This window comes from Stutzerimonas stutzeri, assembly GCF_000952685.1.
Classification (GTDB): domain Bacteria; phylum Pseudomonadota; class Gammaproteobacteria; order Pseudomonadales; family Pseudomonadaceae; genus Stutzerimonas; species Stutzerimonas stutzeri_E.
Genome location: NZ_JYHV01000014.1, coordinates 308578 through 332603, shown reverse-complemented (window position 1 = coordinate 332603; position 24026 = coordinate 308578). Strand labels below are relative to the sequence as shown.

Here is a 24026-nt window from a genome sequence, read left to right as displayed (position 1 = left end):
GAAAAAAACACCGGCGCGGAGGCCGGCGCCGGAATTACAGGCCGATGGCCTTGCGGTGTTCGGCGAGGCGATCCTCACCGTTGACGATGAACACGAAGTTGAGCAGGTCGATCTCGATCTCCACGTTGCCGCCCACGCTGAGCTTGTAATAGCTGCAGGTGGTGGTGATGGAGTGCTCGGTGTCTTCACCGGACTCGGCATCGCCGAAGTCGATCTCTTCATGCCGGCCGCGGGCAACCACCTCGACGGCGGTGACCGCGCCGGTGTCGTCCTGCTGCACGGAACCGGCCCAGCGCAGCATCACACCGTCAGCCTGCACGGCGCCGAACTGGCGCAGCATGGTTAGGTCCCAGCCGCCGAGCGTCCATTCGATCTGGATGCCGTCGTCGCTGTGGCCGAGGTCAACCTTGACCGGGCCGTCCATGCCAGCACCGCGGAAGCTCTCCAGCTTGCGGCCGAGGGTTGGCAAGGTGACGGACTTGCACTGCCCAACGTAGCTGCCGCCATCGTTGTACAGATTCATTTGCTTGAGTTTCTTGGGCAGGGCCATGGCTGGGCTCTCCTACGGCGCGGCCGGAGCCGCGCGGATCAATGGGGTTAGGCGGAGGTCACGCTGGCCGCGAAGTCGACCAAGTAGCGGTCGGTGATGCGCTGGCGGAGCATGAGGTTCTCGAGCGGCGGGACGGGCGTGTAGTCGTAGTCCAGATACAGCTTGCCGGCCTTGAGGGTGTCCTTGTCGTTGGCGGCCGGGTCGAACCAGCACTCGCCGTCGATGATGTAGCCGTTGCGCTTGAGCTCGCGGAACTTGGCGTTGATGCCTTCGACAATGTCGCGCACCAGGCTGCCGTGCATGGGCTTGTCCACCGCCCAGAAGTGCGCCTCGGCCATGGTGTCTGCCAGCACCTGGGCGGTGCGGGTGTAGTTCTCGAAGGCGAAGAGCGGATCCTCTGTGCAAGTGCGCGAGCCCCAGAAGCGGAAGCCGTCACGGCGGATCAGCGTGGTGACCTCGTCGGCGTTCAGCAGGCCGGCGTCGGTGGCAGGGTTCTGCAGGTCCCAGTAGATATCTTTCGACAGGCCCGTCACGCCGTTGACCGTTACGTTGGAGAGCGTCTTATGCCAGCCAACCTGCTCGTCCAGCTTGGCGCGAAGGCCCAGGGCGCGAGCCACGGCGCTGGCCGGTACGTTGGCGCTGGTCGCAGTGTCCCAGTTGATGAAGTCCGGCCAGATCAGCATGAGCTCACGGGCGCCGAAGCCTGCACGGTAGGCGATGGCCTCGGAGACAGTGGCGCAGTCCCAGGCGCTGGCGTAGGCAAAGGCGCGCAGCTGCTGAGCGATCGCCACCAGCTCAGTGGTGACTGGCAGCGAGTCGAGCCCCGGAACGCCGAGGATGCGCGGACGCACGCCCAGCTGAGCCTCAGCGGCGAGCAGTGCTTTCATGCCGGTGTACTGGCCGTCAGCGGTCACGCCGCCGATGAGCTTGGTGGTGAGGTCGGCTTGCTGTGCGGTTTCGTCTGCGCCTTCGCCATCAGCCACGCGCACCACAACGGTGACGGGTGAGGCCTGGTCGGCGATGGCATCGAGACTGCGGGCCAAGGTGCCCAGCGTGCCGGCTTTGCCGGAAGCAGTGAGCACATCGGTGAGCAGCACGGGTTTGTTCAGGGGGAAGGCAGTGGCGTCGGCATCGCTGGCGGTGCAGACCATGCCCACCACGGCGGTGGCGATTGTGCGGATGGGACGTGTGCCCTCGTTGATCTCGAGGACGCGGACGCCGTGATGGTAATCGGTGGCCATTGGGCAGCTCCTGGTGGGCGTGGTGCCAGTTCAGTGAGCCTTGATCGTGACGCGCGCGCGCAAGAGCCGCGAGCAGCGGGCCGTGTAGCGGCGAGTGTTACAGCGCGCAGGTACAATTGCGCATCTAAAGGAGAAACCAAGATGCTGAAGAAATGCCTCATGACGCTCGGTACAGCATTGGTAATTGCTGCGGCTTTCATTGCACTAGGAAGCGCTAATGAAAACCCGATGCTTGGCTTCGGTCTGTCGCTAACCCTTACAGCAGGCCTAGTGACGATCGGACTTACGACCATGAGCAAGTTAGCTGCAATGCGCGTCCAGTTTGAGCCCACCGCAGCGCCTGAAAACAAGCAGTCGAGCCACTTCACGCACATCCATCGGATGCAGGGTGTCGATATCCAAAAGTCGGAGACGTTTAGATTGCTCCAAGACGTGTCCGCTTCGGTCGACGAGATTAAAGAGAAAGTCTCCAGCTTGGAATTCAGCAACCAAGTGATGAAGACTCACCTACGCATTTGTTTTGACAATATCCGCTATCACGAAGCAGTAACCCTTCCCCAGGCTCTTGCTTCGTCGTGGGGCGGCACGGTTATAAGCACCGTTGTCGGCTTGGTAGGAGCCGTGATCGCCGCTTTTCCTCAAGCTGCTTTTCAGTACGCTCGATCCGCTAACGCTCTGCTGCAAACGCTGATCTAACCCACCCGGTCCAGGTAACTGGACCGGTTAATAAGCGCCAATCTAAAGCTGGGCGTTACCCACGCCGGCCACTGCTGCCTGGATGGCGGCGATGGTTTCGGCGGCAGTATCCTGAGCCTGTTGCGTATCGCCCGCTTCCATCGCCTGGCGAACGAGCTCCTTGGCCAGCAGGCGCGTTTCGCGGATCTGGTACAGCGCCTCGGTGTAGGCCGCGGCCTCGGCGAGGATGTCGTCTGCCGCCTGCTGCGCGGTGCGGCCGTTGATGGCCCAGGCGGTGACGGTGCGGGGCACGTTGTCCGCTGGGTAGCCGGCGGACTTGAACTGGGCCGCTTCGGCTGCTGCACGCTCGTATTCGATTGTTCTGGTTGGGTCACCGACCACAGCTGCGCGGGCGGCGTCGGCTGCCTTGTCTATGCGCTGGCAGAGCTGATCCGTTGATGGTGGGAGGACTGGCGGATCAACGGCCACCGGGTGACCGGTGGCATCTGCCTGGATTAATTTTCCAGCTGCCTGCAGATTCCTCAGTGCTAGATGATCGGTTTCGCTGATTTCGACGCATTCAAGCCCCGAGGGCTCCATTCCAGGCAGGTAAAAGCCGCCGGTTGATGGGCAGTAGATTATTGGATTCATGATTACTTCCCCATTCCTAGCACGAAAATCTCGCGCGAACTAGCAACCGTTGTCCCAATGTCCTGCCGGTTGATGACCACGCTGGTCTGCGTTAAAGCTCGAAACTGAGCAGCTACTCCATCCTGCTCCCGACTGGCCGCAGTCAGAACGCCGCCGGCCAAGGCGTAGCACGCCTCTGGCCAAGCCAATGGCCAAGTGAAGCTTGTTTCAGTATCAGCGCTCAGAGTTGCCCTTCCATATTGAAACAGCGCACCGCCAAGCCACGTTGGAAACAACAAGTAGCCGCTTGCAGCGGTGAAGCTCATGGCGAAGCCAAGGCGTAGCTTCTTGGGTGTGACGATCGTCGCGTCATCAGTGCCGGCATTGACCTGTGTTTGGGTCGCGACTTTCGCTACACCAAGTACCGTTTCCGTCGCCTGAACGACCTTCTTGGCAATGGCCTGAAAGACTCTAAGCGGACTCATCCAGAGCGAGGTTGAGGTGCCGGTTTCTGCAGCAACCTGATCGGCGTGATCGTCAGAGATGACAACCTTGGCCCAGGGCGTCCAGGTCGTGCCATTCATGCCGCGCCAGTACATTTGCCCCGCGGAGGTCGGTGTGCCGTATGGCTCAGCGAATTGCTGCAAGGCACCGCCCGAAGCTGTCGGCGTGATGCGCACGTATGTGCGGCAGTAGAAGTGCAGCGCCGGGCCGGGGCCATCAGGGTTATTGCCCATGATCAGCCTACGGTGAAGCCCCTCTCCCACAAGCGTGTTCCAGCTTACTTCGGCCGCCTCAGTCTCTAGGCCAATCTTGCAGCCCAGCGCGTCGGTGATGCCGTAGCCCGCGAGCGTTGTCGGGTTCGTCCCACCAGTCACTCGCCCTCGCTTGTCTACCGTCACGCTTCGGTAGGTCCCGGCTGCTACACCGCTCGGGCCTGTTGCGATTTCGAAGATCAGCGATGTCGTGCCCAGGCCGATTGGGAAGTCAGTAACCAGTTGCCAGACACTGTCGCCGTTGACAGCACCTCGCTCCACGGGCACCAACATGCCGGGTGTCACCTCGAGCGAGGCGTCTGCATCGGCAGCGCGCGACCAGGCGCCCGAGGCGGCCACGTAGATGCCGTTTTGTGAGCCAGTCGCCTGGTTCTTAACCAGAACCCGGTCGCCCGCGGCCAACGCGACACCGTCGATGGTTTGCAATCCGCTGAGCGTGATGGGCGCCGTGGTTGCGACGCGGACCGATTGCTTGCTGTCCAGCTTCGCCAACTCGGTGGCAACCGTTGTCACGACGAAATCGCGGGTTGCTAGGACGACGGATGGGTCAATTTTCAATTGCACGGCAGCCGTGCTGCTGACGATCAGCACCATGCGCAGCACTTGGGTTCGACCAGAACCTTCGGACATCTGCGGCTTGTAGCTTGGCGGGCAGTTACTGACGGCGATCAAGTCGCCAGCGGCGTCATAAAGACCCATCTCGCGGATCCACCATCCGCCGGTGGTTTCCGGGATCACCAGCTCGGCAATCACCTGGCTGGCGTTGGCAGGATCTGTCTGCAGCGTATTCAGATCGGCTCGGTACTGCTCAGCGACCAACGTAGTCTGGTCGCGATTGGGGGTCGGCAGGACGCCGTTGCCATCACCAACTGCCATGCGGCTGATCTGTAATGGAGTGCCGAGAGCCGTAGCATTGGCCAGCTTGGCCTCGCCCACGGCGGTCAGGATTGCGTAGTAGGTCTGGCTCATGGGTAGACGCTCAGTGTGTCGATGGAGTGATCAGCACCGCCGAACAGCAGCGACTGGCTACTGACCTCGATCGGGCCGGGGGCGTAGGGGTAAACGGTGAGGGTTTCGCCATCCATTGCCGCGGCGGCGATATAGATAGTCCCGCGCGTCTCCAGACCGATGGCCAGGCCCACCAGATGGCGGCTGACGGGCTTGGCGTCGTCGATGAGCCAGGTCAGTTCCTGGTACATGACCTCGGTGATGCCGGTATCGAGCACGCCGACCAATAGGCGGAAGGTGCCGGGTACACCTAGCGGGGCTTCCTCCCACCACTCGCGGATTTCGATCAGGTAGCCGAGGGGCTCTACCACACGGCGAAGTGCGCCGATGGTCCCCTTGTGGGCGTGGATGAAGTACGCGGCGCGGATGGCATCGCGCTTGGCTCGCTCGGGCCAGGCGCTGGACCAGCGATCAACGGAATAGGCCCAGGCGAGGTATGGCAACAGCTCGGCTGGGCATGTGTCCGGATTCCAGAGGTCACGCAGCGGCACGGGTACGCGCTGCAGCTGGGCGAGCGCCTCGGCGGCCAGGCGTTCCAGCTCGGTGGCGTTGGGTGGTAGCAGGCTGAGGCTCGCCATCAGGACTCCGCCACCGTGACGGTGAAGCCAGTGCAGTACGGCGCCTGGGTTTCGGTGGCGACCACGTCAACCCAGCCGGGCAGCTCGACTCGCTTGACGCCCTCGATGTGCAGGGCGGCGTCCAGGGCTGAGCGGTTGACCTCCTGCGCCAGGCGGCGGCGCTGGCTGACCAGGGCGAGCCCGCGGGCCTCGGCGGCGGCGCGGATCGGCTCAGCCTCGGGGCCGACGGTGTTGAGGCAGAGCACGGCGTTGACGCTGTAGGGCAGCACCTCCGCGCCCTGAACGGTGAGGCGGTCGGCGACAGGGCGGCGGTCCTCGTCGCTGAGGTAGGCATCCACCGCGGCGAGCAGGTCGGCATCGGCGCTGCCGTCGCCCAGGGCGCTCTGCACCGTGACGACGACCTCGGCCGGGCTGGGGCTGATGCAAGAGGCGTCCGCCACGCGGCCATCGGCGCTGCGGGCGTGGTAGATGTAGGCGTTGCGCGGGCCGGCGGTGCTCAGCCCCTCCATGGCCATCTGGATGCGTTCGCGCAGGGGCTCGTCCTGTTCCATCACAGCCGCTACTGGCGGCACGGCGCTGGGGTTGGCCGGGGTGACGATCAGGCGGGCCACGTTGAAGCGTGCGCCGATCTGTTCCAGGTCAGCACGCTTGGCGAACGGCAGCAGCACGGCGAGCGCGGCCTCGTTGACCCGCTGGAGCCAGAGGGTTTCGCGGTAGGCGCTCTCCTGCAGCAGCTTGGTCAGCGGTTCGGATTCCAACTCCAGGGTGGCGGCGATCTGAGCCTGCTTTTCCGCCGGCCACAGGCTGACGGCGTAGGCTTTCCGTTCGGCGAAGATCTGCTCGAAATCGATCTGCTCGATCACGTCCGGCGTGGGCAGCTGGGCGAGGTCGATGGGTGTGAAGGTGGTCATGCTGCGGCTCCCAAGGCGAGCGGCACGCGCAAGCTAAGCGGCTCGTTGCTGTCGGTGCGGGTGCCTTCCAGATCGAGCACGGCTTGGCCGGGCGCATCGCCGAGGCTGAGCTGCACGCGGCTCAAGCGGATGCGCGGCTCCCAGCGCATCAGGGCCATGGCCGTGGCGGCATAGGCCTGCAGGCGGGTGGCGTCGTTAAACGGGGCGTCGATCAGGTCCGGCAGCTGGCTGCCGTATTCGCGGCGCATCACGCGTGAGCCGATCGGCGTGGTGAGGATGTCGGCGATCGACTGCTGCAGGTGCGCGGCATCGCTGAGTGTGCGGCCGGTAGTGGCTGACATACCGATCATTGCGGGGCTCCAGTGATGCCGCCGCTGTCGCCGGGGTGCTTGTGGGTGACCAGACTGATGCCTGCTGCGATCACGTCATCGCTGACCGTTACCAGCCCGGTGATGGTGACATCGCCCAGAATGGTGACGCCGCCGGTCGCGGTGATCTTCGCCTTGCCACCATCAGGTAGCGTGGCGGTGAGCGTGTGGCTGTCGTGGTCGTAATCGATAACAGCCCCGTCCGGGTATGTCCGGCGGCGCACGTTGGCGCTGTTCGCCGGGGCCGGACGTTGCTGTGAGTAGAGCCCGACCAGGGCAATGCCCTGAGACGGTTCGCCGCTAGGGCTGAAAAGGATGCATTGCTCGCCGACGGTTGGCGGATCCCAGTCGAGGCTGCTGCCGGCGCGCAGGGCGAGCCATGGCACATTGGGGATGGTGAGGCCACCGGTAGCGACCGTGCAGCGCGCAGCCTGGTGGTCCACCGCGGCGATGATGCCGAGGCGGATCAGGTTGTCGAGGCGGCGAGTCAGGTCAGAAATGTTCATGGGCCCATGCTGGCGGTCGCGCGCGCGCGGCGCATTCGCTGGGCTGTGTAGCGGTGGGCGTTACAGGGTCAGGGGACCAGGTGCTCGAGCAGGCGGTCGCGGATCAACTCCACATCCGAAGAACTGAATCCTAAAAGTTCGCGGCGGGCGTATTGGGTATCCTGCGTTTCTCGACCGGGTTTGTCGCGCAGGCCGTACTGGTGAATGCGGGCGATGCGTGACACGCGGCCGGCGAAGCCGATGGCAATTCTCGAGGCATCGCTCTGCAGCCGCAGGTAACGGACGGTGCGCAGTTTGGCGAACATTTTGCGCTGCTTGATGCGGCCCGCTTTGGCGCGCAGCGGCTGGCGGGGCTTGCGCGGGGCGAAGGGCGTGCCGTCCGGGTTTTTCTGTGCGGCGATGCGCTGCTGCTGGCTGCGGCGCAGGTCGCGGGCAACGGCTTGGGTGACTTTGCGGCGCTCTGCCGGCTGCAGGCGATTGAGCAGCGCGCCGGCCCAGTCTTCGAGCGCCTGCAGGTCATCAGCCATTGGCGCCCCACTCGGCGAGCAGCTCGCCGTCGCTGGTCTCTACGCGCATTGCCGGTACAAGGAACAGTTCGTCATCGACCACGGGCTCAGCCGGGTGGCTGACCTGCAGCGTGCCATCGGCCTGGCGCTTGACGATTACGCGCTCGGTGAGCGGCAGCGTGATGGACAGGTCCACCTTGCTGTTGTCGAGGATGTCCGCCTCGAACTTAATGGCGTCCCTGCCCTTCTCCAGGTTCTCCATCAGCTCACGCTGGTTGACCAGCACCCAGGCGAACAGAGGAATGGCCACTGCATCCGGATGGCCGGCGAAATCGGTGAGGATGATGTTGAGCGTGTAGCTGTACTCAAACGACAGGCCCGGTGCGGCGGTGCTGCGCATGCTGCCGTTGTCGACGAAGGTCAAAAGGCGATCCGGGTTGCGCTTGAGCTCGGGCACTGCGGCCACCAGGTGGGCGCGGAGGGATTCGGGCTTGTTCATGGCTGGGCGCCCCGCTGGTTGTGGTCAACCACCAGATCGACCTTGGCCGCACACTCGGCCCAGGCGCTCATGAGGTAATCGCTGTCATCGCTGAGCTCGCCGTTACTGGCCGGCGCTGCCGGGTTGAGCGTGCAGCGCGTCACGACTGGACAGCCACTGACGGTAACCTGCGGCTCCGGTGATGGTGGGACGTTGGTGCAGGCGGCGAGCAGCATCAGGCAGAGGCTGATCAGCCCAGCTTTGCAGAGGTGGGTCATGGCGTTGGCGTTCCTTCTTCTTGAGCTGATCGGTGGCGTGGGCTTGATGCAGGTCGCTGGTGGTCTGCTGCAGTGAGAGCTGGTCGGCGCGCTGCGTGGCGACCTCGCCACCGAGGCGGACGATGGTTGCGGCCTGCCGCTCGTTGCGCTGCTCGAGCGTTTGCTGGCGTTCGGTGGCCAGATCCGCCCTGGCGGATTCAGCGTCGATACGTTGGGCCTGAAAGTTGAGGGCAACGGCCATGGCGATGAATACGGCTGCGATGGCGAGCCAGACTTTCCAGCTGTTCATTGGCGGTACCAGCCGGCGAGGTTCATGGCGGCTTCATCCATCTGGCGAACCTCGCCGATCAGCACCAGGCAGCGCACGCCCGGTACCGCGACGTGCAATGCCTCGGCGAACTGCTCTGCCAGCTGCGGCGACGTGTCGGCCGGCAGCTCGAACACATCGCCATCCTGGGGGCTGTGCTTGCGGATCTGCTCGTGGTCGATCATGCGGCCTGCTCCTGGCCGTGTTCGCCAGCGAACCGCGCATAGGCTCGGGCGAGCTTCACGTCGTAGAGGTTCTTGGCGTAGGCCGGGCCGTTGTAGCGCTTGGCGAACTCGGCCCACTTCTTACCCTTCAGCGCCTTGTGCAGTGCCGGGTCGGTTTCGATAAAGCAGACGAAGGCGTCGAGCTGGGCGGCCTCGCTGAGCGCCATGGTGTCGGCGAAGTGCTGCGCGTCCAGGTAGCCGAGGCGCTCCCAGTGGTAGCCCATGATCTGGAACAGCCCCCAGCTGGCCGATTCCAGCGCCGATGCGGTGTGGATCTGCTTGGCCTGTGCAAGGCGCTGATGCTCGACGGTGCCACCGGCGTAGCCACCGGTGCGGCGGTTGACCAGGGCGGGATACTGCGCGGCGCGCTGGTCGGCCTCGGCTTCGGTCAAACCGTTGGCCTGCAGGCGCTCGAACATGACGTGCCGTTCGAAGAGGATCACCGGGCGACCGTTGCTGGCGAACCCTTCGCCGCGGCTTTCCACCTGGTTGACGGCCATGACACTGGCCAGCGGGACGCCGAGACGGTTGGCGGCCTGTTGCAGGTCTTTGCGCTTGAGCAGCCGGGAGATATCGGCGCCGGCCAGAGCGGCGAGGGTCTTGGACCCAGCCACGCCATCGTCAACCAGGCCGACCTTGAGTTGGTAGGCGCGCACGGCGGCTTCGGTGATTTCGCCGTAGTCGCCATCGACCTCCAGCGCTGCGCCGAGGTGGTTGAGTTGTGTTTGGAGTTGGCGAACGGCCAGGCCGCGCGAACCGTTACGGAGTGCGGTCATAGCTGGTCTGCCTTCTTGATGATCACTCTCTTCGCCGCGGCGCGGCTGGCTTCGACGCCGAATAGGCCGACCATGCAGGCGAGGAATACCCCAGCCTCCTGGGGCGCGCCGATCAACGCGGGGCCGTAGGACACGCCGATGCCGAGCAGCCCGCAAAGCGGCGCCTCGAGCGCGAGCTGACGCAACTTGCCGCCGCTGTAAATGATCCGCCACACGGCGATGAGCATGGCGAGCGCGCCGGCGTAGAGGGCCGGAAAGTTGGCTTCCAACCAGGCGGCGAGCCACGCCCAGGTTTCCGGTCTGTCAGGCATGTGCTTCATTCCGCTGTCCAAGGTTGAGTGTGTGGATGTGCCGGACTACTTCGCCAAGCAGAGCCGGGCTGTACCGCTGCGGGAGCGGATAGCCCAGCCCGGCGGCGCAGAATTCACTGCAGAACATCCGGCGTTTGTTGTCGATGGTGATGGGGAGGATCTGGCTGCCGAGCAGGCCCAGCCAGTCATAGCCGCGGCCCTGGTTGGCACTGAACAGCTGCTCGATGCGCGTGGCGTCGGCCCAGGGCACCGGTATCAGGTCCCAGTGGGCAAGGTCGAGCTCGATGCGTTTGGCGCGCACGCCGCCGTCCATGGCCGAGGCGGACAACCAGCGGCCGTCCGGCATGACCAGCTCGCAGTGGCTGTAGATCGAGCGCGTCCACAGGCGAATCAAGCGGTTGAACAGCGTGCCTTTGCCCTTGTAGAGCGCGAGGTAGATCAATCCCATAGGTTCACCATTTGGCGTTGTTCGGCTCGCACGGCCTGTTCCGGCAGCTCGATCAGCGTGCCGTGAGGGATGACCGGGCCGAGGTCGGCCAGGCCGGGGTTGGCATCGAGAACTTGCTCGACTACGCCGGCGGTGCGGCCGTAGTGCCGCCAGCAGATGGCGTCCACGGTGTCGCCTTGCTGGGCGCGGAGGCTGGCCATCAGATCAGCTCCACGGTGGTGTGCACGCGGCCGAGGATGCTGCGCATCGCCCAGCGGGCGTCGCGACGGTATTCGTCGGCGGTGGGTGTGAGTGCTTCGGCGCGCTCGGCACCGTCGCCGGTGGCACTGTAATCGCGGTAGCGCTCGGCCAGCTCGGCGCCGGCGCTGCAGTAGATGGCGCGGCGGTAAAGGTGCAGCAGCTGGCTTTCGCCCTGGATCTGCTTGGCCGGTACGCTGGCCAGGTCGGCATGCCCTTCGGCTTGGCGCTGGGCTTGGTAGTCGGCGAGCTCGCGGTTGACTTCGATCACCGCGTTGACGGCTGCGACTTCCAGGCGGGCATCGGTGATGCTGCCGTCGAGGCGCAGGGATTCGCGCATGTGCTGGCCGTCCAGGTCAGGAAACCAGCCATCGTTGGTGATGGGGTGCGGCGCTTGGCTGCCCCCTGATGCGATGAATGCGCTCATGAATTCTTCCCTAGTTCGGCGGTGGTCGGGGCGTCACAGCAAGGCAAGGAGAAAACTGCTGATCAGCCCCGAGCCGCCGAGTGCGTGGGGGACGCTCAGTTAGCGGGTGGCTCGCCGGTACCGGGTTCGGTTGGCTTGCTTTCCGCATGCTTCTTGAGGAGGCGATCGACGCGCTCCAGATCCTTTTTGCCGCCGCAACTGCCGTGCAGGTCGATGGCCTTGGCCAGTTGCGCCTTGGCTTGCTCGAGCAACTCGCCGTCCAGCTGCTGCTCGTCGACCATGCCCAGCATCGCCTTGCCTGTTGCCAGGTGCAGCTTGGCGCGGGCTTCATCGGGCATGTCATGCGCGGCGGTGATGGTTTGGGCCTGCTCGAGCACGTACAGCGGGAAGTAGCCGCCGGCCTTCTGCACTTTGAGCGCACCGTTGGCCACTTCCTCGGCCAGCAGGCAACCGGTGGTGCGGGCGAAGCGATCAGGCATCTTCAGGTTGTGCTTGAGCACATAAGCACCGATATCGAGCGCATTGGCGAAGTAACCCGCATCGATGTACCAGACCATGAGGGTGGTAAGCACGTCGTCCTGGGCGCCGTTGCCGGCGGCCAACACACCTTCGATGTAGGGCGCGTAGGCAGGGATCAACGTGCGCTTGAGCTCGGCCTTGCCCTGCTCCGACTGCACCTGCTTGAGGCGCAGTCTGTCCTGGTTGAGTTGCAGCAGCTGCTGTTCGTAGGCGGTAGCCCCGGCCATCGAAATGGCCGGGGCTACCACAGCAGCCTGCAAGGCTGCGCGTTTGCGCAGCTGGTTGCGCTGGGCTGGACTGAGCATGACTTACACCGCCTCGATGTTTTCAACCAGGGCGACCAGACCGAAGTCTTCGATCACGTAGGCATCATTGCTCGACTGATAGTCGGCGATGCGGTCGTATTCCGGCTCGTCCTTCACATGACGGCGCCGAGCGCCTTCCTGGAAGTAGATCGAGAGGTTCGACAGGGTCGTGACCAGCACGGTACCGGCCGGGAAGAACGGCGCATCAACGATCGGCAGACCACCGAGGCGAGCCTTTGTGACGATCTGGTCCGCTGCGTTTTCTTCCTGGTTGGAAGCGGCGCCCTTCTCTACTGCGGCGAGCAGCTTGTCGTGCAGTAGATCGCGGGAAACCATGACCACCAGGTTGGGGTGGTTGCGGTGCCACGGGTCGAGCATCTGCACGGCGTCGAATACCACGCCGTCCAGGGTTTTGTAGTCGCCGGCGGCGCCAATTGTGACCTTGCCAGACGCTTCGACGACTTCGTCGAGGACGCGGTCAGCTGCACCGGCGCGGATCTTTTGCAGCCAACCGACGTTGACATCCTGCAGGAGCTGGTTGGCAGCGATATCGGTGGCGGCTGCGGCACTGGTGCCGTTGAAGCCGATCATGATGCGGTCCAGCGCCTGACGCTCGGTGATGGAGCCAGACAGGCGTACCTGGAAGTCCGGAAACTTAGCCCAGGCATCGATCAGGGCGTAAGGGAACGCGCTGTCGAAGTTGGTCTGCTTGCAGCTGTAGCTGTCCTTTGTCAGGGCGCTACGGTCGGCCGGGTTACGGCGTCCGCCGTTTTTGGTGTTAGTACGGCTGGCGATCGGGCCGTTGACGCCCAATAGCAGCGCTTCGCCTTCTTGCTGCTCAACACCGATGACATTAACGCGCTTCAGCAGGCCGCTGGCCTCCTGGATTGCGCTTTCCAGCTTCTGCTGGACCGTCGGGGTGACGTTGAATTTCTCGGTGGCGTTGTCGACGCCGTTGAGCTTGGCCACCTGCTGCAGGTAGCCGTTGAACAATTTGCGGGTTTCGTTACGCATGAGGAGCTCCGGCGTCGGTCAGTAAGTGGTGAGGATTTGCTGGCCGCTGCCTGAAACCGGCGGGCGCTGCTGTTGGCTGTGGTCCTGGGTGGTGCCGAGCTTGGTTTCGAGCTCGGTGACCTTGGCCTCTAGCGCGGTGAACTTCTCGTCCAGGGCGGTGGCTTCGGTGCTGTACGCGTCCAGACTGGCCTGTTGCTTCTCGGCAAACTCGACCAGAGCGGTGACTGCATCGCCCACCTCACCGAACTGGGTTTCGGTTTCCTTGCTCTTGGCGAACAGCGACTTGACGCGAGCGGCGAGATCCTTGAAGGCACTGGGCTGCTCGGTGACCTCATCGAACTGGAGCTCGACTTCTTCGGCAGCGGTGAACAGGTTGTCCGGATGCTGTTTGCGGTTGGTCAGGGTGCCGTGCTTGGCGCTGAATTCCAGGGCTTCGGTACCCAGGCTGGCGGGGCTGTCGGTGATGGCCAGGCCGATGAGGTAAGCCTTGCCGGTGTCGGCGAACTTGGGCTGAACCTCCATCGAGGTGTAGACCTTCTGGCGCTTCTTGTTCAGGGCCAGCAGCGCGTCGTTAGGCTCGATCTGGGCGTAGAGCGCGAGCTTCTGCTCGCCGTTGATCTCGACTTCTTCAGCCTTGACTGCCAGCACGTCGCCATAGGCGCCGAATGGGGTATCGGGTGCGATGCCTTTGATGTGTTCGCAGTTGATCCGAGCGCCGTAGGTGGCCGGGTTGTATTGGGCGGCCATGTCTTCGATCCAGCTGCGCTCAATGTTGCGGCCGTCGGTGGTCGCGCCTTCAACGGCAACGCGGAACCACTTGGAGCGGAATTTCTTGGTGTCGGTCTTGCCGGCCATGCGGTCTGTCCTCAGTCGGTAGCTGCTGGGTGCAGTTGCTGTGAAGGCATGGTCGGCAACGCGAGCGGTGCGGGCAATCTGCCTGCTGTGTAGGGGAAACAGGTACATGGCGCGGCGCTAACACGCCTCACGCGTGCGCGACACCATCTGCGCCATGAACGCACCGACCGAACTCCCCGCCCAACGTGATAACCGCCGCCAGGCCAAGTTTTTGTACTGGACGGGCTGGCGTATCACCGATATCGCCGATTACCTGGATGAGAAGGAAAAAACCGTCCACAGCTGGAAGGCGCGGGACGAGTGGGACCGGGCGGACAACGTCGAGCGGATCGGCGGCGCGCTGGAGGCGCGGCTGGTTCAGCTGATCCTGAAGGACGGCAAGAGCGGCGGCGACTTCAAGGAGATCGACCTGCTGCACCGCCAGCTGGAGCGGCAGGCACGGATCCAGCGCTTCCAGGGTGGTGGCACGGAAACGGAGCTGAACCCGAACCTGGCCAAGCGCAACGAAGGGCCGAAGGCAAAGCCCAAGCGCAACGAGTTTGCAGAGGAACATATCGAGCAGCTCGAGGAGGCGTTCCGCGATGGCTGTTTCGGCTATCAGCTGGACTGGTACCGGGCGGGCAATCAGCGGACCCGCGCAATTCTCAAGTCACGCCAGATCGGGGCGACTTACTACTTCGCCCGCGAGGCGCTGCTCGATGCGCTGGTGACGGGGCGCAATCAGATCTTTCTGTCCGCTTCGAAGAACCAGGCGCACATTTTCAAGGCGTATATCCAGGCGTTCGCTCGCGAGGTGTGCCAGGTCGAGCTGACCGGCGACCCAATCATCCTGGCCAACGGCGCCGAGCTGCACTTCCTCGGGACCAACGCGCGCACGGCGCAGGGGTACCACGGCAACTTCTACTTCGATGAATTCTTCTGGACCTTCAAGTTCAACGAGCTGAACAAGGTCGCCAGCGGCATGGCGATGCAGAAGCAGTATCGCCGGACGTACTTTTCAACGCCGAGCTCGATGGCGCACGAAGCCTATTCGTTCTGGACGGGGGAGCGGTTCAACAAGGGCAAGCCGGCGGCGCAGCGGATCCAGCTGGATGTGACGCACGATGCGCTGCAGCAGGGCCGGCTGTGCGAGGACCGGATCTGGCGCCAGATCGTGACCATCCTGGATGCCGAACAACGCGGCTGCGAGCTATTCGACATCGAGGAGCTGCGCCAGGAGTACAGCGCCGAGGCCTACGCGAACCTGCTGATGTGTCAGTTCGTCGATGACGGCGCGTCGATTTTCCCGCTCAACATCCTGCAGCCCTGCATGGTGGACAGCTGGATCGAGTGGAACGAGGACTACAAGCCCTTCGCCGATCGGCCTTTCGGTGATCGCCAGGTGTGGGTGGGCTATGACCCGGCCGAGACCGGCGACAGCGCCGGCCTGATCGTGGTGGCGCCGCCGCTGGTACCGGGCGGCAAGTTCCGCGTGCTTGAGCGCCATCAGTTCCGCGGGATGGACTTCGCCGCCCAGGCCGAGGCGATCCGCCGGGTGACGCTGCGCTATTGGGTGACCTACATCGGCATCGATATGACCGGCATGGGGTCGGGCGTGGCGCAGCTGGTGAAACAGTTCTTCCCCAACCTGACCACCTTCAGTTACTCGCCCGAGGTGAAAACCCGCCTGGTGCTGAAGGCCTACGACGTGATCCACAAGGGCCGGCTGGAATTCGACGCCGGCTGGACTGACCTCGCTTCCTCGCTGATGGCCATCCGCAAAACCACCACGGCCAGCGGCCGGCAGATGACGTACACGGCCGGGCGCACCGATGACACCGGGCACGCTGATCTGGCCTGGGCGCTGTTCCATGCCCTGCACAACGAGCCGCTCGAGGGCATGACCGCCCAGAACACCGGATTTATGGAGAGTTACTGATGACTACTGAGATTGCCGCACCTGCACAGGGTATTGAGGCCTTCACCTTCGGCGATCCGATGCCGGTACTCGATGGCCGCGAGCTGCTCGATTATTTGGAGTGCTGGCTGAACGGCCGCTGGTACGAGCCGCCGCTGTCGCTGGATGGGCTGGCGAAGTCGACCAGGGCGAGCGTATTCCTGCAGAGCGGGCTGAACTTCAAGCGCAACATGCTCGAGCGGACCTTCATTCCGCACAAGCTGCTGAGCCGGCAGGCGTTCGGCCAGTTCGCCCTGGACTGGTTGTGGTGTGGCAATGCGTATCTGGAGCGGCGCCAGAACATGCTTGGCCAAGCGCTGAGCCTGCAGCCGACTCTGGCGAAATACATGCGCCGGGGTGCCGATCTGGAGACCTATTATCAGGTGCGCGGTTGGCGCGATGAACATGAATTTGCTGCCGGCACGATCTGCCATCTGCGCGAGGCGGATATCAACCAGGAGGTGTACGGGCTGCCGGAATGGTTGTCGGCATTGCAGTCGGCGCTGCTCAACGAGTCGGCCACCCTCTTCCGCCGACGCTACTACCAGAACGGCTCACACGCCGGATTCATCATGTACATGACCGACGCGGCGCAGAAGGAAGAGGACATCGACGATCTGCGTAAAGCGCTGAAGTCTGCCAAGGGGCCGGGCAACTTCCGCAACCTGTTTGTGTATGCGCCAGGCGGAAAGAAGGAAGGCATCCAGCTAATACCGGTCAGCGAGGTGGCGGCGAAGGATGAGTTCGGTTCGATCAAGAACATCAGCCGTGACGACCTGCTCGCCGCGCTCCGGATTCCGCCCCAGCTGATGGGCATCGTGCCGCAGAACGCCGGTGGCTTCGGCTCGCTGCGAGAGGCCGCCGAGGTGTGGGCGGTCAACGAGCTCGAGCCGATCCAGGCGAGGTTGGCTCAGGTGAATGAGTGGGTTGGGGAAGAGGTGGTGCGGTTCAGGGAGTTTGAGTTGCCTACCAGAGCGTGATAGTACCGGCAGTACGATGGGTACCGCAGCCAGATGTCTGCCAGCTCATTCCACGAAAACACCCGGCGCAATTTGAACGCCATTTTCATGGATCATCAACTGCTCGCGAAGCCTCTGCTGAACCTGAGGGTTGGTGGTATTGCTTGCGATCCATTCACGAACGCCACAGCAAACCTCTCTGCAAAACGCTGTTACGTTCAGATGAAGAACCTCGTCAACTTTGACTCTGTGTGACCCAGTCCCTTTGAACGAAAATCTGGACACGGCCTTACGAGCCTGCTGTCTAGTTACGTCCTCGTTCCCCTCGTGCAAATAGGCGCAGCGCAGCGCGTAGCAATCGCTTCCTGATAGGAAAGTGAAACCACGGCCAAAAAAGTCGTTCTGGTAATGCTTCAGCATGTACTGATCGAACCAAGCCTCATATCGCTTTCGACTTCTCATGCCTGGGTCCTCTAGCCATCCACAAATGTCCGGCAACGTAAGAGCCATAGCAAGCGCGGAATACCAGTTCTGGTTGGACAGACTCAACTCGATCGCTTCGACATACTTTTCCATCGTTTCCTTCCTTTGGATGCGGGGCGGCTCGAGTATGCCTCCGGCGCGCGCCGTTGTCCCCCCACCTCACCTGCGGGCTAAAGGGGTCTCTTTTTCTGCACCCCTGCACCACCCCTTACCCGCCCCGCTGCTGCCGCTGGCGAGGCGATCGGAACCGAAGGAATGCCTGCGGAACCCTGCGAAGGTCGGCCCCTCAGACGAGCCCGTGCGCGCCCCGATTTCTAAATCAATTTTGCAAATGGGTAATTTTGGTAAGGGGGGAGTTTCGAACGGCTGAAAGCCCCGAATTCACTGGGCTTGAGCAATTACCTTGAAAGGTAATTTTAGGTAAGGCAAAAGGTAATTTTTTCGCAAACCACTGATTTTAAAGGGATTCCAAAATTGGACACCTAACCACTGCTAGAGGTAATTCGTTTACCTATTAATTACCCTATTATTACCTTTAACTGATAAGCCTAAATCACTGAAAGCACTGGGCTTTTTGCCGTTTCAAAATCGACCTTACCAAAATTACCTGTTTTTTTTGGGTCAGGCGAAATCGCAGCTTTGCACGTATGAGCCAGGTTTTCGTCCTGCCGCACTCGCTCCCTTGGGAACAATATGGGAACGCTCATACCCGCATTTCCATACTCCAGAAACGCTAAAGGCCCCGGAGTACGGGGCCTTCAGCTTGCGATATGGCGGAGGAGGTGAGATTCGAACTCACGGAAGAGTTTCCCCTTCGACGGTTTTCAAGACCGTTGCATTCAACCGCTCTGCCACTCCTCCGCAGAGAGCGGGCGCAATAGTACCGGAACGAAACACACTGTCAAACTCTGTTGTTAGGCTGAAACAAAAGCTCTGCTATGATCCGAGGCAATTCACCTCGGGCTGAATACATTTACAGGAGTGTCGCCATGCTCAAGCAACAGTACGCATCTACGCACACGCAGGTTGAACAACAGGAAGTCAGCCGTGTTCTGCGCAACACCTACGGCCTGCTGGCCATCACCCTGGGCTTCAGTGCTCTGGTCGCCTACATGGCCATGCAGGCCAACGCGGCTTACCCGAACATCTTCGTGGTGCTGATCGGCTTCTACGGCTTGTTCTTCCTGACCGTCAAGCTGCGCAATTCCGCGTGGGGTCTGCTATCCACCTTCGCGTTGACCGGGTTCATGGGCTATACGCTTGGCCCGATCCTCAATATGTACCTAGGCACCGCCAACGGTGGTGAGCTGATCGCCTCCGCGCTCTCCATGACGGCTCTGGTGTTCTTTGGTCTGTCGGCCTTCGTGCTGATCACGCGCAAGGACATGAGCTTCCTCAGCGGCTTCATCACCGCCGGATTCTTCGTCCTGCTGGGCGCGATGGTCGCAAGCTTCTTCTTCCAGATCAGCGGTCTGCAACTGGCAATCAGCGCCGGCTTCGTGCTGTTCTCGTCGGTCTGCATTCTTTTCCAGACCAGCGCGATCATCCACGGTGGCGAACGCAACTACATCATGGCCACCATTGGCCTGTATGTATCGATCTACAACCTGTTCATCAGCCTGCTACAGCTGATGGGCATCATGGGTGGAGACGACTGATAGCCGCTCGTTGAATAAGCCCGCCTTGGCGGGCTTTTTCGTTTCTGAAGCTGGCGTATCATGTCACCCAGCAACTCAACGGTGCCCCATGAAATTCGTCATCGCCCTGTTCTCCCCTTCCCATTCCCCCGCTTCGCGGCGCGCCTTACGCTTCGCTGAGGCCGTGCTGGCGGGTGGGCACGAAATCGTCCGACTGTTTCTTTACCAAGACGGTGTACATAGCGCGTCGGCCAATACCGTGAGCGCACAGGACGAACTGGATATCGCTGCGCAATGGAGCCAGTTCGTCGATCGCCATCAGTTGGATGGGGTGGTGTGCATTGCCGCCGGTCTACGCCGTGGCGTGCTGGATGAGCAGGAAGCCAAGCGGCATCAGCGTCCTGCAGCGAATCTTGGGTCTGGCTGGGAGCTGTCCGGTTTGGGGCAACTCCATGAAGCCAGTCAGCATGCCGACCGCCTCGTCTGCTTCGGAGGGCATTGATGGCCCGCTCGATGCTGATCATTACCCGTCAATCTCCATGGTCCGGCCCAACGGCTCGCGAGGCATTGGACATCGTGCTGGCCGGTGGCGCCTTCGAGCTTCCGCTTGGGTTGCTTTTTCTCGATGACGGCGTGTTCCAGTTAGCCCCCGCGCAGCAACCGGCGCATCTGCAGCAAAAGGACCTGACGGCCAATCTGCAGGCCCTCCCGATGTTTGGTGTCGATTCGCTGTTTGTAGCCAAACGCAGCCTGGACGAGCGAGGGCTTGACGAAACCGCCGTGCCGCTGCCGATCGAGGTGCTCGACGATGCCGGCCTCAATATTCTTATCAACCGCTACGACCACGTGATCACCCTTTGATGAGCACTTTGCATCTGCTTTCCCACTCCCCCTTCGCCGATGGCCGTCTGGTCAGCTGTCTGCACCTTCTGGGGGCCGGCGACGCCTTGCTGCTGAGCGGCGATGCGGTCTATGCACTGCAAACGTCGACTGCACAACGCCAGGCGCTGGAATTGATGCCGGACGGCATTGGTCTGTTCGCGCTGGACGAAGATGTAGCCGCACGCGGCCTCGAAGATCTGCCCGAACGCTTGCAGCAAGTCGACTATACGGGCTTCGTCGAGCTGTGCTGTCGATACGCACGGACGAACGCCTGGCTATGAGTGGGTTGAATGTCAACGGCGTGGGCATTGCCGTGGACCAGGATGGCTTCCTGGTCAATCTCGAGGATTGGAGCGAACCGGTCGCCACGGCGCTGGCCGAGGCTGAAGGCCTCAGTCTTGAAACCGAACACTGGGAAATTCTGCACCTGCTCCGCGAGTTCTACCGTGAGTTTCAGCTAGCCCCGGCAACGCGCCCATTGATCAAGTACACCGCGCTGAAGCTCGGCCCTGAAAAGGGCAACAGCATGCACCTGAACCGTCTATTCAAAGGCACCCCCGCCAAACTCGCCGCAAAACTGGCGGGATTGCCGAAACCGAGCAATTGCATATGAGCCTCGTCACCCCGCCTGAACACCCCTTCGCCGTCTTCGTCCGGATCCTGGGCAAAGGCAAGCGCGGCGCCCGCGATCTCACCCGAGAAGAAGCGCGCGAAGCCATGGGCATGCTGCTCGATGGGAAGGTCGAGGACACGCAGCTCGGTGCTTTCTTGATGCTGCTGCGGCACAAGGAAGAAAGCGCCGAAGAGCTTGCCGGCTTCACCGAGGCCGTGCGCGACCGGCTGCACGCGCCTGCCATCGCCGTCGATCTCGACTGGCCGACCTATGCCGGCAAGAAACGTCATTTGCCCTGGTACCTGCTCGCAGCCAAGTGCCTGGCGCACAACGGCATTCGCATCCTCATGCACGGTGGTGGCGCTCATACGGCTGGCCGACTGTATAGCGAGCAGCAACTCGATCTGCTCGGAATCACCCGCTGCGAAGACTGGAACAGCGTCGCCGTCGCTCTGGGCCGTGCCAACCTCGCGTTCGCGCCGCTCGGGGCCTGGATGCCGGGCCTGCAGCGGATGATCGATCAACGCAATATCCTAGGCCTGCGCTCGCCCATCCACTCGCTGGCGCGCATCCTCAATCCGCTCGGTGCCCGTTGCGGCCTGCAGAGTATTTTCCACCCCGGTTACCAGGGAAATCACCGCGAAGCCAGCCGTTTACTGGGTGACACGGCTATCGTTATCAAGGGTGAAGGCGGCGAGATCGAGATCAACCCGGACGGCGTGGCGCACCTGTACGGCACTCAGGCAGGAGAGTCCTGGGACGAGGATTGGCCGGCGCTTTCGCCACAACGTCACGTCAAACCGGCGCAACTCGATCCGCAGCATTTGCTCGCCGTCTGGCGGGGCGCCGCCGAAGATGCCTATGGCGAACTGGCGGTGGTGGCGACGATGGCCCTGGCGTTGCGCGGGCTCGGCCAATCGCGCGAGAGCGCATTTATCCAGGCGCGACAGTACTGGGAGCAACGCAACCTATCGGTTTGAACGATGCGTATGGCCGGGGATTGTGACCCATCCATCGAACTATCCTCCATAGACTGACCCCTAATCTGAAAGTCTGAGGAGGCAGAACATGGGGCTCTTGGTCGATGGGCAGTGGCAGGACCGTTGGTACGAAAACAGCCGTGATGGCGAATTCCAGCGAGAACAGGCGCAACGACGCGACTGGGTGACTGCGGACGGCTCGCCCGGCCCAACGGGTCAGCCTGCAGTAAAGGCTGAAGCCGGGCGCTATCACCTCTATGTTTCTCTCGCCTGCCCCTGGGCACATCGCACCCTGATCTATCGCAAACTCAAGCAGCTCGATCAGTTGATCGATGTTTCTGTCGTCAGCTGGCTGATGGCCGAGCATGGCTGGACCTTCGACAGACACACCGGCTCGACCGGTGACACGTTGGATGGCTTTCAGTACCTGCATCAGCGCTACACGCGCGATGACGATAACTACACCGGCCGCGTCACCGTACCGGTGCTCTGGGACCGCCAGCAGCAACGCATCGTCAACAACGAGTCCGCCGAGCTGATCCGCATCTTCAATAGTGCCTTCGACGAGTTGACCGGATCGACGCTCGACCTTTGCCCCGAACCGCTACGCGCCGAGATCGACATGCTCAACGAGCGGATCTATCCGCGAGTCAACAATGGCGTTTATCGCGCCGGATTCGCCTCCACGCAGAAGGCCTACGAAACCGCATTCGATGAGCTGTTCAACGAGCTCGACTGGCTCGAGCAACGCCTCGGCGAACAGCGCTACCTGACCGGCGAATACCTGACCGAGGCGGACTGGCGCCTATTCACCACAATGGTCCGCTTCGACGCTGTCTACCATGGCCATTTCAAATGCAATCTGCGGCGGATCGAGGACTACCCAAACCTGTCGAACTGGCTGCGAGAGCTGTACCAATGGCCTGGGATCGCCGAAACCGTCGACTTCACCCATATCAAGAGCCATTACTACGCGAGCCACCGTCATATCAATGCTAACGGCATCATCCCCAAGGGACCGCAGCTGGCATTGGGCCGTGCGCATGATCGCGACCGGTTGCCGGGTAAAGGCATCTGGTCGCGCTGAGCACAGCGCGCGGCCGCAGCATCTGCTCTGGATTCGTAGCGCACGAGCGCCGCGTCTATTCGGATGCGGTGCCGGCCCCTTCGAACCAGGCGAGCTTTTCCCGGAGCTGCACCACCTCGCCGACAATAATCAGCGTCGGGGCTTGAACCTGCTCGCTTGCGACGCGCGCGGGCAGATTGGCGAGCGTGCCGGTTAATACGCGCTGGTGGCTGGTGGTGCCTTGCTGGATCAACGCGACGGGGGTAGCGGCGGCGCGCCCATGAGCGATCAGTTGCTGGCAGATCACCGGCAGTCCGACCAAGCCCATGTAGAACACCAAGGTCTGGCTGGGCGCCACCAGTTCCGGCCAGGGCAGATCGCAGCTGCCGTCCTTCAGATGACCGGTGACGAAACGCACTGACTGCGCATGGTCACGGTGGGTCAGTGGGATACCGGCGTAGGCAGCACAGCCACTGGCGGCCGTGATACCGGGAACGACCTGAAACGGGATATCGTGAGCCGCCAGCTCTTCGATCTCCTCGCCACCCCGACCGAAAATGAACGGATCGCCACCCTTCAGGCGCAACACTCGCTTGCCCTGCCGGGCCAGCGTCACCAGCAATTGGTTGATCTGCTCTTGAGGGACGGCATGCTCGGCACGCTGTTTACCGACGTAGATCCGATCAGCATCGCGACGACACAGATCGAGGATGGCAGGCGCTACCAGCCGGTCATAGAGCACAACGTCGGCTTGCTGCATCAACCGCAGCGCACGAAATGTCAGTAGATCCGGGTCGCCAGGACCCGCGCCGACCAGATACACCTCGCCGAGGCTTTTGGGCGCTGCGCCGGAGAGCTTTTCCTCCAGCAATCGCTCGGCCTCGTGCGGCTGTCCCGCCATTGCCCGCTCGGCAATGGTGCCTTGGAAGACCTCTTCCCAGAACACCCGCCGTTGCTGCACATTCGGCAATGCAGCCTTGACCTGACTGCGAAACTTCTTCGCCAGACCAGCCAATTGACCGTACACCGCAGGCACCCAGGTTTCGATTCGCGCCCGCATCAGACGCGCCAGAACCGGGGCATCACCGCCGCTGGATACGGCAATCATCAGCGGCGAGCGGTCGACGATCGCGGGAAAGATGACCGTGCACAGCTCAGGAGAATCCACCACATTCACCGGTATACCGAGCGCTTTGGCGTCGTGCGACACCTGTGCATTCAGCGGCTCGTCATCGGTGGCAGCGATCGCCAGCACGCATCCAGCAAGGTCGTCGCGGTCATAACCGCGCAGACACGACTGCCCACCGCTCCGATCGACCAAGTCAGTCAACTGCGGCTCAATCTCTGGCGCCACGACACGCAGCACCGCACCGGCTTCGGATAACAGGCGGGCCTTGCGCAGGGCGATTTCACCGCCACCGATGACCAGCACCGCGCGACCTTTGAGATTGTGGAACAGCGGCAGAAAATCCATCAGCGAGTCCTGGTGAGAAAAGTTGGTCCATCTCAACCATTGCGCGGGAGACGGCCCTTGTCGACTAT

31 protein-coding genes, 1 tRNA gene and 2 pseudogenes are annotated in these 24026 nt (G+C 62.5%); 10 read left to right on the top strand and 24 right to left on the bottom strand.

All coding sequences use genetic code 11. From position 1 onward, the window contains the following. Positions 1-34 precede the first annotated feature (34 nt). Together UF78_RS08390 and UF78_RS08385 are read right to left on the bottom strand one after the other, a co-directional pair. Positions 35-550: a phage major tail tube protein gene (locus UF78_RS08390; RefSeq protein ID WP_045161661.1), complete on the bottom strand. Its 516-nt coding sequence runs from the start codon at positions 548-550 to the stop codon at positions 35-37. A 47-nt stretch (positions 551-597) separates the two neighbouring features. Next, positions 598-1791, bottom strand: coding sequence for a phage tail sheath protein (locus UF78_RS08385; RefSeq protein WP_045161660.1), 1194 nt, complete (start codon positions 1789-1791; stop codon positions 598-600). A gap of 141 nt (positions 1792-1932) precedes the next feature. Here UF78_RS08385 and UF78_RS08380 point away from each other — a divergent pair, with 141 nt between their 5' ends. Beyond that, the gene (locus tag UF78_RS08380; protein WP_045161659.1) at positions 1933-2487 is read left to right on the top strand and encodes a hypothetical protein; all 555 of its coding nucleotides are present in this window, start codon (positions 1933-1935) and stop codon (positions 2485-2487) included. 42 nt (positions 2488-2529) lie between these two features. Here UF78_RS08380 and UF78_RS08375 read toward each other — a convergent pair whose 3' ends face one another. From UF78_RS08375 to UF78_RS08290, 19 genes and pseudogenes are all read right to left on the bottom strand, one after another. Continuing rightward, positions 2530-3117: a hypothetical protein gene (locus UF78_RS08375; protein ID WP_052679283.1), complete on the bottom strand. Its 588-nt coding sequence runs from the start codon at positions 3115-3117 to the stop codon at positions 2530-2532. A 2-nt stretch (positions 3118-3119) separates the two neighbouring features. Then, positions 3120-4841 (bottom strand): phage tail protein, encoded by a 1722-nt coding sequence (locus UF78_RS22425; RefSeq protein ID WP_052679282.1) that lies wholly within the window; start codon positions 4839-4841, stop codon positions 3120-3122. Then, on the bottom strand, positions 4838-5458 hold the full coding sequence (locus UF78_RS08365; RefSeq protein WP_045161658.1) for a phage tail protein I: 621 nt from the start codon (positions 5456-5458) through the stop codon (positions 4838-4840). Before UF78_RS08365 ends, UF78_RS22425 begins: the two co-directional genes overlap by 4 nt. Further along, on the bottom strand, positions 5458-6369 hold the full coding sequence (locus tag UF78_RS08360) for a baseplate J/gp47 family protein (RefSeq protein WP_045161657.1): 912 nt from the start codon (positions 6367-6369) through the stop codon (positions 5458-5460). The genes UF78_RS08365 and UF78_RS08360 overlap by 1 nt, the downstream gene beginning before the upstream one ends. Continuing rightward, positions 6366-6719, bottom strand: a complete 354-nt coding sequence (locus tag UF78_RS08355) for a GPW/gp25 family protein (protein ID WP_045161656.1) — start codon at positions 6717-6719, stop codon at positions 6366-6368. The genes UF78_RS08360 and UF78_RS08355 overlap by 4 nt, the downstream gene beginning before the upstream one ends. Further along, positions 6716-7243, bottom strand: a complete 528-nt coding sequence (locus UF78_RS08350) for a phage baseplate assembly protein V (RefSeq protein ID WP_045161654.1) — start codon at positions 7241-7243, stop codon at positions 6716-6718. The genes UF78_RS08355 and UF78_RS08350 overlap by 4 nt, the downstream gene beginning before the upstream one ends. A gap of 68 nt (positions 7244-7311) precedes the next feature. Further along, the gene (locus tag UF78_RS08345; protein ID WP_045161653.1) at positions 7312-7770 is read right to left on the bottom strand and encodes a phage virion morphogenesis protein; all 459 of its coding nucleotides are present in this window, start codon (positions 7768-7770) and stop codon (positions 7312-7314) included. After that, entirely contained in the window at positions 7763-8248 is a 486-nt protein-coding gene (locus UF78_RS08340) for a phage tail protein (protein WP_045161652.1), read from the bottom strand. The genes UF78_RS08345 and UF78_RS08340 overlap by 8 nt, the downstream gene beginning before the upstream one ends. A gap of 14 nt (positions 8249-8262) precedes the next feature. Next, positions 8263-8505: pseudogene (gene lysC / locus UF78_RS23100) on the bottom strand (Rz1-like lysis system protein LysC); the annotation flags it as partial. Further along, a pseudogene (locus tag UF78_RS22845) lies at positions 8435-8746 on the bottom strand (DUF2570 domain-containing protein); the annotation flags it as partial. The pseudogenes UF78_RS22845 and lysC, both read right to left, overlap by 71 nt. 44 nt (positions 8747-8790) lie before the next feature. Further along, positions 8791-8997, bottom strand: a complete 207-nt coding sequence (locus UF78_RS08330; protein ID WP_045161650.1) for a hypothetical protein — start codon at positions 8995-8997, stop codon at positions 8791-8793. Further along, on the bottom strand, positions 8994-9812 hold the full coding sequence (locus UF78_RS08325) for an N-acetylmuramidase domain-containing protein (protein WP_045161649.1): 819 nt from the start codon (positions 9810-9812) through the stop codon (positions 8994-8996). The genes UF78_RS08330 and UF78_RS08325 overlap by 4 nt, the downstream gene beginning before the upstream one ends. Then, positions 9809-10132, bottom strand: coding sequence for a phage holin, lambda family (locus UF78_RS08320; protein ID WP_423831465.1), 324 nt, complete (start codon positions 10130-10132; stop codon positions 9809-9811). The genes UF78_RS08325 and UF78_RS08320 overlap by 4 nt, the downstream gene beginning before the upstream one ends. Continuing rightward, positions 10116-10571: a hypothetical protein gene (locus UF78_RS08315; protein WP_045161647.1), complete on the bottom strand. Its 456-nt coding sequence runs from the start codon at positions 10569-10571 to the stop codon at positions 10116-10118. Before UF78_RS08315 ends, UF78_RS08320 begins: the two co-directional genes overlap by 17 nt. Continuing rightward, positions 10562-10771 carry a tail protein X gene (locus tag UF78_RS08310; protein WP_045161646.1) on the bottom strand — a complete coding sequence of 70 codons (210 nt, stop codon included), beginning with the start codon at positions 10769-10771 and terminating at the stop codon, positions 10562-10564. The genes UF78_RS08315 and UF78_RS08310 overlap by 10 nt, the downstream gene beginning before the upstream one ends. Beyond that, the gene (locus tag UF78_RS08305; protein ID WP_045161644.1) at positions 10771-11235 is read right to left on the bottom strand and encodes a head completion/stabilization protein; all 465 of its coding nucleotides are present in this window, start codon (positions 11233-11235) and stop codon (positions 10771-10773) included. Before UF78_RS08305 ends, UF78_RS08310 begins: the two co-directional genes overlap by 1 nt. A gap of 95 nt (positions 11236-11330) precedes the next feature. After that, positions 11331-12059, bottom strand: a complete 729-nt coding sequence (gpM, locus tag UF78_RS08300) for a phage terminase small subunit (RefSeq protein ID WP_045161642.1) — start codon at positions 12057-12059, stop codon at positions 11331-11333. A 3-nt stretch (positions 12060-12062) separates the two neighbouring features. After that, positions 12063-13073, bottom strand: coding sequence for a phage major capsid protein, P2 family (locus UF78_RS08295; protein WP_045161640.1), 1011 nt, complete (start codon positions 13071-13073; stop codon positions 12063-12065). A gap of 18 nt (positions 13074-13091) precedes the next feature. Then, on the bottom strand, positions 13092-13928 hold the full coding sequence (locus tag UF78_RS08290) for a GPO family capsid scaffolding protein (RefSeq protein ID WP_045161639.1): 837 nt from the start codon (positions 13926-13928) through the stop codon (positions 13092-13094). Between the two features lie 154 nt (positions 13929-14082). On the opposite strand from UF78_RS08290, the gene UF78_RS08285 reads away from it, so the two are divergent. Both UF78_RS08285 and UF78_RS08280 read left to right on the top strand, forming a co-directional pair. Then, positions 14083-15846, top strand: coding sequence for a terminase ATPase subunit family protein (locus UF78_RS08285; RefSeq protein ID WP_045161748.1), 1764 nt, complete (start codon positions 14083-14085; stop codon positions 15844-15846). Beyond that, positions 15846-16844: a phage portal protein gene (locus tag UF78_RS08280; RefSeq protein ID WP_045161637.1), complete on the top strand. Its 999-nt coding sequence runs from the start codon at positions 15846-15848 to the stop codon at positions 16842-16844. Before UF78_RS08285 ends, UF78_RS08280 begins: the two co-directional genes overlap by 1 nt. 45 nt (positions 16845-16889) lie before the next feature. Here UF78_RS08280 and UF78_RS08275 read toward each other — a convergent pair whose 3' ends face one another. Beyond that, positions 16890-17399, bottom strand: coding sequence for a hypothetical protein (locus UF78_RS08275; RefSeq protein WP_052679280.1), 510 nt, complete (start codon positions 17397-17399; stop codon positions 16890-16892). Positions 17400-18077: 678 nt separating this feature from the next. Further along, positions 18078-18167, bottom strand: a tRNA-Ser gene (locus UF78_RS08270). Positions 18168-18295: 128 nt separating this feature from the next. On the opposite strand from UF78_RS08270, the gene UF78_RS08265 reads away from it, so the two are divergent. The 7 genes from UF78_RS08265 to UF78_RS08235 all read left to right on the top strand — a co-directional run bounded on the left by UF78_RS08265 (position 18296) and on the right by UF78_RS08235 (position 22505). After that, positions 18296-18964 (top strand): Bax inhibitor-1/YccA family protein, encoded by a 669-nt coding sequence (locus UF78_RS08265; RefSeq protein WP_045161636.1) that lies wholly within the window; start codon positions 18296-18298, stop codon positions 18962-18964. Between the two features lie 88 nt (positions 18965-19052). Beyond that, positions 19053-19445, top strand: a complete 393-nt coding sequence (gene tusD, locus UF78_RS08260; protein WP_045161634.1) for a sulfurtransferase complex subunit TusD — start codon at positions 19053-19055, stop codon at positions 19443-19445. After that, positions 19445-19804, top strand: a complete 360-nt coding sequence (gene tusC / locus UF78_RS08255) for a sulfurtransferase complex subunit TusC (RefSeq protein WP_045161633.1) — start codon at positions 19445-19447, stop codon at positions 19802-19804. The genes tusD and tusC overlap by 1 nt, the downstream gene beginning before the upstream one ends. Continuing rightward, positions 19804-20106 carry a sulfurtransferase complex subunit TusB gene (gene tusB, locus UF78_RS08250; RefSeq protein WP_045161632.1) on the top strand — a complete coding sequence of 101 codons (303 nt, stop codon included), beginning with the start codon at positions 19804-19806 and terminating at the stop codon, positions 20104-20106. The genes tusC and tusB overlap by 1 nt, the downstream gene beginning before the upstream one ends. Then, positions 20103-20438, top strand: coding sequence for a TusE/DsrC/DsvC family sulfur relay protein (locus UF78_RS08245; RefSeq protein ID WP_045161631.1), 336 nt, complete (start codon positions 20103-20105; stop codon positions 20436-20438). The genes tusB and UF78_RS08245 overlap by 4 nt, the downstream gene beginning before the upstream one ends. Further along, positions 20435-21418, top strand: coding sequence for a glycosyl transferase family protein (locus tag UF78_RS08240; protein ID WP_045161630.1), 984 nt, complete (start codon positions 20435-20437; stop codon positions 21416-21418). Before UF78_RS08245 ends, UF78_RS08240 begins: the two co-directional genes overlap by 4 nt. 88 nt (positions 21419-21506) lie before the next feature. Then, positions 21507-22505, top strand: coding sequence for a glutathione S-transferase family protein (locus UF78_RS08235; protein WP_045161629.1), 999 nt, complete (start codon positions 21507-21509; stop codon positions 22503-22505). Between the two features lie 55 nt (positions 22506-22560). On the opposite strand, the gene cysG is transcribed toward UF78_RS08235, so the two are convergent. Next, positions 22561-23958 (bottom strand): siroheme synthase CysG, encoded by a 1398-nt coding sequence (cysG, locus tag UF78_RS08230; protein WP_045161628.1) that lies wholly within the window; start codon positions 23956-23958, stop codon positions 22561-22563. Positions 23959-24026: the final 68 nt, after the last annotated feature.